This window comes from Nostoc sp. (genome assembly GCF_041747015.1).
Lineage (GTDB): Bacteria > Cyanobacteriota > Cyanobacteriia > Cyanobacteriales > Nostocaceae > Nostoc.
Genome location: NZ_JBGTFY010000041.1, coordinates 1 through 9745 on the forward strand (window position 1 = coordinate 1; position 9745 = coordinate 9745).

The window sequence follows — 9745 nt, forward strand, 5'->3', positions numbered from 1 at the left end:
ATAGCATCCAGAGGTTCAAAAACCTTGCACTTTCGTCGGCGAGCGCCGGGCAAATTGGGAAACTAAGCGACGAAACTACTATTTTGTAAGCTGTGTGGCTTCTAGATTCGCTCTGGAGACTTATTCAGCAAGCCCTATATAATTGCCTGCAACTTTTTGTGCAGTATTCTTGTTAAAAGAAAAAAATAGGAACTTATCTAGATATTTGTCCAGAATTTCAACTTTCTTGCTTGTTATTTCCATCTGGAATAACTGGTGAGTATTATTATTTATTTATGTAATGTTTAACCAATTGTTATTAGTTATTATTTTTGTGCTACTTGATTTGCAAATCATCTATGGATTGCATTCATAAATTATACCATATTTTTGATTTGTATCAGATAGTCTTGATTTAATTTGTACAATTTATCCAGTCAGAATGCTTGGATTATCTAGCTTTTTATTTTTAAGTTTTTAGGATGAGAGATTTTTTACCTCTATTAATTGATGTGTCAAACAATGTAAATTAAAATTTAATGAAATTTTGATAAGTAATTGAAAGCACGTGACATTTCAAAAAACGCTACTTTCGGGCAAGAGGTTCAAAACTTCGCAACTTCAAATCTTCCTAGCTGATAGTCTGACCATTTTTTGGGGAGATTGGTTAGATTTACGTGTAAGAATTGTACAAATTGCTGCATCAGGCTTAATATCTCCACTGATATATATTTTAGCTTTTGGCTTAGGTTTGGGTAGTTCCATCAAACCCGGCTCAGGAATTAGTGGTAACTATAACAACTATTTGGAATTCATATTACCGGGGATGGTGGCACTATCGTCGATGACGATTAGCTTTGGTGGGACGACATTTTCGATTTGCGGAGACAGATTATTCACCAAAACCTTCGAGGAATTATTGTTAACTCCCGTACACCCATTAGCGTTGCACATCGGTAAAATGCTGGCGGGAGTAGTGCGGGGGTTGATGACATCCGGTTCCGTGATTTTGGTGGCGATATTGTTGACTGGGAACTGGAATTTTCTCAACCCACTATTTTTACTATTGGTGGTGCTGAATTGTTCAGTATTTGCTGGGCTAGGGGTGATTGTGGGGTTGAGTGTGCGATCGCTCGAATCAGTCGGACTCTACAACAACTTTATAATTATTCCTATGTCATTCTTAGGAGCAACCTTCTTTGACCCTGGTACATTACCAGCAGCCCTCAAAGTCGTAGTTTATCTGTTACCACTAACCTACGCTAGCATTGGACTACGTGCGGCGGCTCATTTACCCTTATCCCAGTTTCCTTGGTACAGCATACCGATTTTGCTGGTAAGTGCGATCGCCCTTTCTCTGTGGGGTGGTTATAAATTTGCTCATCAACAGGATTAAAAACTTTATCCAGAACTTAGAGAGTGGAGAGTGAGGAATTTTTAACTCCTCACTCCTCACTTTTGTAAATCTTAGCTAGCTAACAGAGTTTTTTCTAGAGAAGTCCAACGGAAAGCGCGATCGCCACCTCTCTCAATGACTACTCTCACTCGTGGTTCTAACTGAGGCAAATTCGCTAAATACTCAAGTTCCTCATTGGAAAGAATATGCCCTTCAATAATCCACAAAACCAGCCCCTTCGACTTTGGTGGTAGCTGTTCTAGATGAGAACCGATAATGGGTGGCACATAGTATACATCACCTACTGCCGCACCACTACCAGTACTTTTTTTACCAAGATGAGGAGGTCTGATTCCATGAACTCTTGTAAGATACGTAGCCACATCGCCCAGTCCTCTCGCGGTAATGTGCAAGGTGGTATAGCCAGATGCACGTAGTCGCCTCTGATACCGACCTTCATAACCCCCTTCTAGAGGTACATACACTCCCAGAGCGCCAAATTTTTCCAGATCGCGGATTAAACCGTTGCCAGTGGTAATTAGTGCCATAGATTTTCGTCTTATCCCACTCAGATATCTCTATTATTTACCCTGAACCGATAGATTAAGTTAAAATATTTGGGACATAATGCCCATTTCTTTAGTCCCCAGTCCCTACTCCCCAAAAATAACTCTAGAAATTACTGGACAAACATAAACAAATAATTTATATTATTAGATTGTGGCCGATAAGGAAAATTAGTTGAACCTCTTACTCTCATTCTGAGGTAGTCTTAGCATCAAAAGCTGACGACTCAATGCAAATTGGATAACCTAGCTCAGATTGATCATAAGACTGGTAAACTAAGAAAGCTTTCAGGTCAAAATTGGAGCTTATGGACGAACAACCAAAGCCAATTCTAAGCTCCAAAGTACATTTGCTTCTGTGCCTCTGAAAAAGCAGGCAAAATCTTAAATAATAATTTAAGGTGTTTAAGGAAGTAAAAACTGAGCAGAAATGTTGGTTTCATGGCATTACGTTAGTCTCAGTTAACGGATACTGGGTGGTAAAAACCGCTTAAGTCCAACTGCAACAGGGCAGTAGCCAAGCTCCGGGAATCCATCTTATGGGCGTATCCGAAGCGCTGCCTCCAAAACGTGCCATAGCAATTGCTTGGACAAAAGCATTGCTGCACACAGCAAAAAGCTGTAGCGCCTTGCATTGATTCCAGAAGTTACTCTTTCCTAATAGGAAGGGACTTGTAGCTGTTCTGGTGATCTCATGAGTGAAACTGAACAGATTCACCAAGCAGTATGGACACGGTTTGTTGTGTCCCAAAGCATTTGGAGCGGTTTATTTAATAAGCCATTCCAAATTTCGCAGGCTAACCCAGCCTAAACTGATGCGTACAAAGCGTGTCCTCTAGAGTCCAATTCCAAGGTCAGTAAGTAGAAAGGAGAACCAGTTGTGTCTGTAGGTATTCTCGGCACCAAGCTGGGCATGACTCAAATATTTGACGAAGCAGGAGTAGCCATTCCTGTGACTGTCATTCAAGCAGGTCCATGCACCGTTACACAAGTTAAAACGAAACAAACCGACGGTTACTTTGCCATTCAAGTTGGTTTTGGCGAAGTTAAACCGAAGGCACTGAACAGACCATTACTGGGTCATTTGGCTAAATCGTCTGCCCCAGCATTGCGTCACCTAAATGAATATCACACCGATAGCTCTAGCGATTATGCTTTAGGTCAACAGATTAAAGCGGATATTTTTAGTGCAGGTCAAATTGTCGATGTAGTCGGCACAAGCATCGGTCGCGGCTTTGCGGGTAACCAGAAGCGCAACAACTTTGCTCGTGGTCCCATGTCCCACGGTTCCAAAAACCACAAAGCGCCCGGTTCCATTGGTGCTGGGACAACACCAGGTCGTGTCTATCCAGGTAAGCGGATGGCAGGGCGTTTAGGTGGGAAACGCATCACAATTCGCAAGCTGACCATAGTGCGAGTTGACCCAGAACGCAACTTATTACTAATTAAGGGAGCCATTCCTGGTAAACCGGGTGCATTAGTAAGTGTTGTGCCTGCAACAATAGTGGGTAGTCATTAGTTAAAAGTGAGCCAGTGCGGTCTTCTCCCAAGGGGAGACGCTAAAAGCGATGGGGGTTTTCCCCATGAGTAACTGGCGTTAGCGAGGCACGAGCGTCACCCAAAGGGTCATTAGTCAGTAGTCATTGGCTAAGGACAAATGGCAAAAGACCAATGACAAGATGACAAAGGACAGATAACAAAGATGGTTGAAAGCGTAGTTAAAAATTGGCAAGGAGAGCAGGTCGGCGAGACGACCTTCGAGTTGCGCGTTGCCAAGGAAGAAACAGCGTCTCATATTGTGCACCGCGCCTTGGTACGGCAATTGACCAATGCTCGTCAAGGAAATGCTAGTACCAAAACTCGGGCTGAAGTTAGAGGTGGTGGTCGCAAACCTTGGCGACAAAAAGGTACTGGTCGCGCTCGTGCCGGCTCGATTCGTTCACCACTGTGGCGTGGTGGTGGTGTGATATTTGGGCCAAAGCCTAGAGAATTCAACCTGAAGTTGAACCGCAAAGAGCGACGTTTGGCACTGCGGACAGCATTTGTCAGCCGCATTGATGACTTGATAGTAGTACAAGAATTTAGCACCGAGCTATCTCGCCCGAAGACTAAAGAATTAGTGGCAGCCCTTGCCCGTTGGGGAGTAGTACCAGAAAGCAAGTCACTGTTAATTTTGTCTGAGATTGCGGATACAGATAACGTTTATTTGTCAGCCCGCAATATTGAAAATTTAAAACTAATTGCAGCAGACCAGCTAAATGTTTTTGATTTACTGCACGCTGACAAAATTGTAGTTACGGCATCAGCCCTAGAAAAAATTCAGGAGGTCTACAGTGCCTAGCTTTGACCCCCGTGATCTCGCCGACTTAGTGCGTCGCCCGATTGTCACCGAGAAAGCGACCATCCTAATGGAGCAAAATAAGTACACCTTTGAAGTCATTCCAAAGGCATCTAAGCCTGAAATCAAGGCTGCGATCGAAGACTTGTTTCAAGTCAAGGTTGTAAAAGTAAACACTATCCTTCCACCGCGTAAAAAGCGACGTGTTGGCAAATTTATTGGTTATAAACCCCAATATAAGCGAGCTATTGTCACCGTCGCACCTGGGGATGAAGACAAGATTAGACAAGTTTTATTCCCAGAAGTCTAGAAAAGTTATGAGTTAGAAGTTAGAAGTTAGGAGTTAAGAGTTACTAAACTCAAAATTCAAAATTTAAAATTCAAAACTCAGCACGGGCTAAACGCCCCGCTATCGCTAACAGCACTCAGCACTTAAAAATATGGGTACTCGTTCTTATCGCCCCTATACCCCCAGCACTCGCCAAGTTACAATCTCTGACTTTGCAGAAATTACCAAAAGCGAACCAGAGAAATCTTTAACAACCTCGAAGCATCGCGCCAAAGGTCGGAATAATCGCGGGCGGATTACTAGTCGTCGCCGGGGTGGCGGACACAAACAACTTTATCGGATTATCGATTTTAAAAGGGATAAACATAATATTCCTGCCAAAGTCGCAGCAATTGAATACGATCCTAACCGCAATGCCCGAATTGCCCTTTTGTATTACCAAGACGGCGAAAAACGTTACATCCTCCATCCCAATGGGTTGAAAGTTGGAACAATAATTATTTCTGGGACTGATGCTCCCTTTGAAGATGGTAATGCCTTACCACTCTGGAAAATTCCCTTAGGTACTAGCGTTCACAACGTAGAATTTACTCCTGGCAAAGGTGGTCAAATTGTCCGGGCTGCTGGTGCTAGCGCCCAAGTTGTAGCAAAAGAAGGTAATTATGTAACTCTCAAGTTGCCTTCTGGAGAAGTCCGCTTGATTCGACGCGAATGCTACGCCACCATTGGGCAAGTAGGCAACACTGATGCGAGAAACTTAAGCGCAGGTAAAGCCGGACGAAATCGCTGGAAAGGTCGCCGTCCTAAGGTTAGAGGTAGCGTCATGAACCCAGTTGATCACCCACATGGTGGTGGCGAAGGTAGGGCACCTATCGGTAGATCGGGACCTGTTACACCTTGGGGTAAACCTACATTGGGTGCGAAGACACGTAATCGCAAGAAACTCAGCAGCAAATTGATTATACGTCGTCGCCGTAAGTCTTCTAAACGCGGTCGCGGTGGTCGTGAGTCTTAATCTAGTAATGAGTAGTGAGTAACGAGTGCTGAGTGGAATTGTCAAACTCAACACTTAAAGCTCAAGACTCAAAACTTGAAAATCCAAACTCCAAACTCAGCACTCAGCACTTAAAAATATGGGTCGTTCTTTAAAAAAAGGTCCTTTTGTTGCGGATCATCTCCTAAAGAAAATTGAAAAGCTCAACGACAGCAACAGAAAAGAAGTTATAAAAACTTGGTCACGAGCTTCGACGATTTTGCCCCTAATGGTAGGTCATACGATCGCTGTTCACAACGGACGGCAACACGTTCCAGTTTTTGTAAATGAACAGATGGTGGGACACAAATTGGGGGAATTTTCGCCGACACGCACCTACAGGGGTCATGGAAAAAGCGACAAAAAAGCAGGTAGGTAGTTATTAGTCATTACGTCATTAGTCATTAGCTAAAGACAAGTGACAAATGATAAATGACAAATGACAAAATTGGAGAAAATTATGGCTAATGATACTACTGAAGTAAAGGCGATCGCTCGTTTTATCCGCATCTCGGCCTACAAAGTTCGTCGGGTACTCGATCAAATCCGGGGGCGATCGTACCGAGAAGCGCTAATTATTCTGGAATTCATGCCCTATCGCGCCACTGAACCCATATTAAAAGTTCTCAGAAGCGCTGCTGCTAATGCCGAACACAACGCTGGGTTAGATCGGACTCAATTAGTAATTACTCAGGCTTATGCCGATCAAGGTCCGCCGTTGAAGCGGTTTCAGCCAAGGGCGCAAGGTCGAGCTTACCAAATTCGCAAGCCGACGTGTCATATTACTGTGGCCGTTGCAGCCGCCCCAGAAAAATAAGCTTTTTTACACGAATAAATTGCGTAAAGTAAGAAATTTTAGAGGAAGTATTCGTGGGACAGAAGATTCATCCAGTTGGTTTTCGCCTGGGTATTACACATGAACATCAATCCCGTTGGTTTGCTGTTGCTCATCGCTATCCAGAACTTTTACAAGAAGACTACAAACTCCGGCAATACATAGAACAAAAGCTGGGTAGACTCGCTCAAAACAACGCCGGAATTTCCGAGGTGCGAATTGAGCGCAAAGCTGATCAAATCGACTTAGAAGTACGCACAGCTAGACCAGGCGTAGTCGTGGGGCGCGGTGGGCAAGGCATCGAAGCCTTACGTACCGGACTCCAAGGACTCTTGGGTAGTAATCGCCAAATTCGCATTAACGTGGTTGAAATTCAACGAGTTGATGCTGATGCCTATCTGATTGCCGAATACATTGCTCAACAATTGGAACGCCGGGTTTCCTTTCGACGGGTAGTGCGACAATCGATTCAGCGTGCCCAACGCGCTGGTGTCCAAGGTATTAAAATCCAAGTTAGTGGGCGGCTCAACGGTGCGGAAATTGCCCGGACAGAATGGACTCGTGAAGGTAGAGTACCTTTACATACTTTACGGGCTGACATTGACTACTCTTACTGCACGGCAAAAACTGTTTACGGCATTCTGGGCATCAAAGTGTGGGTGTTTAAAGGAGAAATTATCCCTGGACAAGAACCAGCTCCGCTACCACCCGCAACCCGCGATCCACGCGATCGCGGCGATCGCGATCGTGAACCCCGTCGTCGTCAACAACAACGTCGTCGCCAGCAATTTGAAGATCGATCAAATGAAGGATAAATCGTCATTAGTCATTAGTTATTAGTCATTAGTAAATGGCAGATGACAAATGACAAATGATAAATGACAAATGACAAGTGACAAACCATGTTAAGTCCTAGAAGAACTAAATTCCGCAAACAACAGCGCGGACGGATGGAGGGACTAGCCACCCGTGGCAGCACCCTCAACTTCGGTGATTTTGCACTCCAAGCGCAAGAACCTGCTTGGATTACAGCCCGGCAAATCGAGGCTTCCCGTCGGGCAATGACCCGTTATATTCGTCGGGGTGGACAAATCTGGATTCGGATTTTCCCTGATAAACCTGTAACCATGCGTCCTGCTGAAACCCGGATGGGTTCGGGTAAAGGTAATCCAGAATATTGGGTAGCTGTAGTCAAGCCAGGGCGAATTTTGTTTGAAATCGGTGGAGTTACTGAAGAAATTGCCCGTGAAGCTATGCGCCTGGCTTCATTTAAACTGCCCATAAAAACCAAGTTTATTGTGCGCCCTCAACCGCAGGAGCAGGAGTAGCTTATGCCTCTTCCCAAAATGTCAGAAGCTAGAGAATTAAGTGACGAGAAACTCTCTGAGGAAATTGTCGCGATCAAAAGACAACTATTTCAGTTGCGTTTACAAAAAGCCACCAGACAACTAGAAAAGCCCCATCAGTTCCGACAAATGCGACACCGCCTAGCCCAATTGCTGACGCTAGAAACAGAACGCAAACGGACAGCAAGTCAATCGGCTAAAGAAGAAAAGTAGGAGATTATGGCAGTCAAAGAACGAGTTGGCTTGGTAGTGAGCGATAAAATGCAAAAAACTGTGGTAGTCGCCATAGAAAACCGCGCTCCTCATCCCAAGTACGGCAAGATTGTAGTCAACACCCAACGATATAAAGTTCACGACGAAGAAAATCAGTGTAAAGTAGGCGATCGCGTTCGCATTCAGGAAACTAGACCCCTGAGCAAAACCAAGCGCTGGAAAATCACAGAAGTCCTCAACGTCAAACCAGCTTAAACCTCATCGTTGTTAGTTTCTAACAACATTACAAGGGAGCATAATTGTGATTCAACCCCAGACTTACCTGAATGTCGCAGATAATAGCGGCGCCCGCAAACTAATGTGCATCCGCATCTTAGGCGGAGGCAACCGTCGTTATGGTTTTATCGGTGATAAAATCATCGCAGTTGTTAAAGATGCTACACCCAACATGGCTGTAAAAAAGTCTGATGTGGTGGAAGCAGTAATTGTCCGAACTCGGAAAGCTGTATCTCGTGACAGTGGCATGAGTATTCGCTTTGATGATAATGCCGCCGTAATCATCAATAAAGATGGTAATCCCAGAGGCACACGGGTTTTTGGCCCAGTTGCACGGGAACTGCGCGATAAGAACTTTACTAAAATTGTTTCTCTGGCTCCGGAGGTGCTTTAATGGCAACCAAACAAGGTACGCCCAAAGTATTCCACAAAATGCACGTCAAAACTGGCGACACTGTGCAAGTGATTGCTGGCAAAGATAAAGGAAAAGTTGGCGAAATTACTCAGGCACTTCCCCAACTGAGTAAAGTTATTGTCAAAGGTGTCAACATTAAAACCAAGCACGTCAAACCCCAGCAAGAAGGGGAATCAGGGCGAATTATTACCCAAGAATTCCCGATTCATAGCTCCAACGTCATGCTTTATTCCACCAAGCAAAACGTTGCCAGTCGTGTTTGTTATACCTTTACCTCAGAAGGCAAAAAAGTCAGAAAACTCAAGAAAACTGGCGAGATTCTGGATAAATAGTCATTAGTCATTAGTCATTAGTAAAAAGACAAAGGACAAAGGACAAATAACAAAGGACAATAAAGCTTCCCTGACCAAGACCAGGGATATCAGGACAAAAAACTATGCCAACAACAAGACTCAAAAGCTTATATCAAGAGACAATCGTCCCCAAACTGATCAATCAGTTTCAATATACCAACGTTCATCAAGTCCCGAAGTTGGTAAAGGTGACGATTAACCGAGGTTTGGGTGAAGCGGCTCAAAATGCCAAGTCCTTAGAGGCATCCATCAACGAAATTGCCTTGGTAACAGGTCAAAAACCAGTGGTGACACGGGCGAAAAAGGCGATCGCTGGCTTTAAGATTCGTCAAGGGATGCCTGTGGGGATCATGGTTACTCTCAGAGCGGAACGGATGTATGCCTTTTTCGACCGACTCGTTAGCCTGTCACTACCCAGAATTCGAGATTTTCGCGGCGTTAGCCCTAAAAGCTTTGACGGACGCGGTAATTATACTCTGGGTGTGAGAGAACAGCTAATTTTTCCAGAAGTCGAGTACGACAGCATCGATCAAGTGCGTGGGATGGATATTTCCATTATCACCACAGCAAAAAACGACGAAGAGGGTCGCGCCTTACTTAAAGAATTAGGAATGCCCTTTCGCGATCAAGAAGTTCATCAATAGAGGGAACGATGGCGGCTAACGACACAATTGCAGATATGCTGACGCGCATCCGCAATGCCAAC

General features: G+C 44.5%; 15 protein-coding genes. 14 read left to right on the plus strand and 1 reads right to left on the minus strand.

The annotated features are described in order from the left end of the window. Positions 1 to 547 precede the first annotated feature (547 nt). Positions 548 to 1375, plus strand: a complete 828-nt coding sequence (locus tag ACEW80_RS03220) for an ABC transporter permease (protein ID WP_373525214.1) — start codon at positions 548 to 550, stop codon at positions 1373 to 1375. Between the two features lie 71 nt (positions 1376 to 1446). On the opposite strand, the gene ACEW80_RS03225 is transcribed toward ACEW80_RS03220, so the two are convergent. Further along, positions 1447 to 1923, minus strand: coding sequence for an NAD(P)H-quinone oxidoreductase subunit N (locus ACEW80_RS03225; RefSeq protein ID WP_373525215.1), 477 nt, complete (start codon positions 1921 to 1923; stop codon positions 1447 to 1449). 898 nt (positions 1924 to 2821) lie between these two features. On the opposite strand from ACEW80_RS03225, the gene rplC reads away from it, so the two are divergent. The 13 genes from rplC (at position 2822) to rplE (ending at position 9683) form a co-directional block, all read left to right on the plus strand. Continuing rightward, complete coding sequence (gene rplC, locus ACEW80_RS03230) at positions 2822 to 3460, plus strand: 50S ribosomal protein L3 (protein WP_373525216.1); 639 nt, start codon at positions 2822 to 2824, stop codon at positions 3458 to 3460. 183 nt (positions 3461 to 3643) lie between these two features. After that, positions 3644 to 4282: a 50S ribosomal protein L4 gene (gene rplD / locus ACEW80_RS03235; protein WP_196518339.1), complete on the plus strand. Its 639-nt coding sequence runs from the start codon at positions 3644 to 3646 to the stop codon at positions 4280 to 4282. Next, positions 4275 to 4589 (plus strand): 50S ribosomal protein L23, encoded by a 315-nt coding sequence (locus ACEW80_RS03240; RefSeq protein ID WP_094349089.1) that lies wholly within the window; start codon positions 4275 to 4277, stop codon positions 4587 to 4589. The genes rplD and ACEW80_RS03240 overlap by 8 nt, the downstream gene beginning before the upstream one ends. 130 nt (positions 4590 to 4719) lie before the next feature. Continuing rightward, positions 4720 to 5583 carry a 50S ribosomal protein L2 gene (gene rplB, locus ACEW80_RS03245; RefSeq protein ID WP_373525217.1) on the plus strand — a complete coding sequence of 288 codons (864 nt, stop codon included), beginning with the start codon at positions 4720 to 4722 and terminating at the stop codon, positions 5581 to 5583. A 118-nt stretch (positions 5584 to 5701) separates the two neighbouring features. Continuing rightward, positions 5702 to 5980 carry a 30S ribosomal protein S19 gene (rpsS, locus tag ACEW80_RS03250; protein ID WP_196518345.1) on the plus strand — a complete coding sequence of 93 codons (279 nt, stop codon included), beginning with the start codon at positions 5702 to 5704 and terminating at the stop codon, positions 5978 to 5980. Positions 5981 to 6061: 81 nt separating this feature from the next. Then, the gene (gene rplV / locus ACEW80_RS03255; RefSeq protein ID WP_196518347.1) at positions 6062 to 6418 is read left to right on the plus strand and encodes a 50S ribosomal protein L22; all 357 of its coding nucleotides are present in this window, start codon (positions 6062 to 6064) and stop codon (positions 6416 to 6418) included. A 53-nt stretch (positions 6419 to 6471) separates the two neighbouring features. Then, positions 6472 to 7251 (plus strand): 30S ribosomal protein S3, encoded by a 780-nt coding sequence (rpsC, locus tag ACEW80_RS03260; RefSeq protein ID WP_373525218.1) that lies wholly within the window; start codon positions 6472 to 6474, stop codon positions 7249 to 7251. Positions 7252 to 7338: 87 nt separating this feature from the next. After that, a complete protein-coding gene (gene rplP, locus ACEW80_RS03265) occupies positions 7339 to 7764 on the plus strand; it encodes a 50S ribosomal protein L16 (RefSeq protein ID WP_334905184.1) in 426 nt (141 codons plus the stop codon). A 3-nt stretch (positions 7765 to 7767) separates the two neighbouring features. Continuing rightward, a complete protein-coding gene (gene rpmC, locus ACEW80_RS03270) occupies positions 7768 to 7995 on the plus strand; it encodes a 50S ribosomal protein L29 (RefSeq protein ID WP_373525219.1) in 228 nt (75 codons plus the stop codon). A 6-nt stretch (positions 7996 to 8001) separates the two neighbouring features. Beyond that, positions 8002 to 8250 carry a 30S ribosomal protein S17 gene (gene rpsQ, locus ACEW80_RS03275; RefSeq protein WP_069070773.1) on the plus strand — a complete coding sequence of 83 codons (249 nt, stop codon included), beginning with the start codon at positions 8002 to 8004 and terminating at the stop codon, positions 8248 to 8250. Between the two features lie 46 nt (positions 8251 to 8296). Continuing rightward, a complete protein-coding gene (rplN, locus tag ACEW80_RS03280) occupies positions 8297 to 8665 on the plus strand; it encodes a 50S ribosomal protein L14 (protein WP_069070772.1) in 369 nt (122 codons plus the stop codon). Then, positions 8665 to 9018 (plus strand): 50S ribosomal protein L24, encoded by a 354-nt coding sequence (gene rplX, locus ACEW80_RS03285; protein WP_196518358.1) that lies wholly within the window; start codon positions 8665 to 8667, stop codon positions 9016 to 9018. The genes rplN and rplX overlap by 1 nt, the downstream gene beginning before the upstream one ends. A gap of 104 nt (positions 9019 to 9122) precedes the next feature. Beyond that, the gene (gene rplE, locus ACEW80_RS03290) at positions 9123 to 9683 is read left to right on the plus strand and encodes a 50S ribosomal protein L5 (protein WP_334825527.1); all 561 of its coding nucleotides are present in this window, start codon (positions 9123 to 9125) and stop codon (positions 9681 to 9683) included. Positions 9684 to 9745 lie beyond the last annotated feature (62 nt).

Bases quoted from the DNA above. Each gene is read 5' to 3' on its own strand.
- ACEW80_RS03225 (WP_373525215.1), bottom strand. From the start codon at position 1,923: ATGGCACTAATTACCACTGGCAACGGTTTAATCCGCGATCTGGAAAAA.
- rplD (WP_196518339.1), top strand. From the start codon at position 3,644: ATGGTTGAAAGCGTAGTTAAAAATTGGCAAGGAGAGCAGGTCGGCGAG.
- rplB (WP_373525217.1), top strand. From the start codon at position 4,720: ATGGGTACTCGTTCTTATCGCCCCTATACCCCCAGCACTCGCCAAGTT.
- rpsS (WP_196518345.1), top strand. From the start codon at position 5,702: ATGGGTCGTTCTTTAAAAAAAGGTCCTTTTGTTGCGGATCATCTCCTA.
- rplV (WP_196518347.1), top strand. From the start codon at position 6,062: ATGGCTAATGATACTACTGAAGTAAAGGCGATCGCTCGTTTTATCCGC.
- rplP (WP_334905184.1), top strand. From the start codon at position 7,339: ATGTTAAGTCCTAGAAGAACTAAATTCCGCAAACAACAGCGCGGACGG.
- rpmC (WP_373525219.1), top strand. From the start codon at position 7,768: ATGCCTCTTCCCAAAATGTCAGAAGCTAGAGAATTAAGTGACGAGAAA.
- rpsQ (WP_069070773.1), top strand. From the start codon at position 8,002: ATGGCAGTCAAAGAACGAGTTGGCTTGGTAGTGAGCGATAAAATGCAA.
- rplX (WP_196518358.1), top strand. From the start codon at position 8,665: ATGGCAACCAAACAAGGTACGCCCAAAGTATTCCACAAAATGCACGTC.
- rplE (WP_334825527.1), top strand. From the start codon at position 9,123: ATGCCAACAACAAGACTCAAAAGCTTATATCAAGAGACAATCGTCCCC.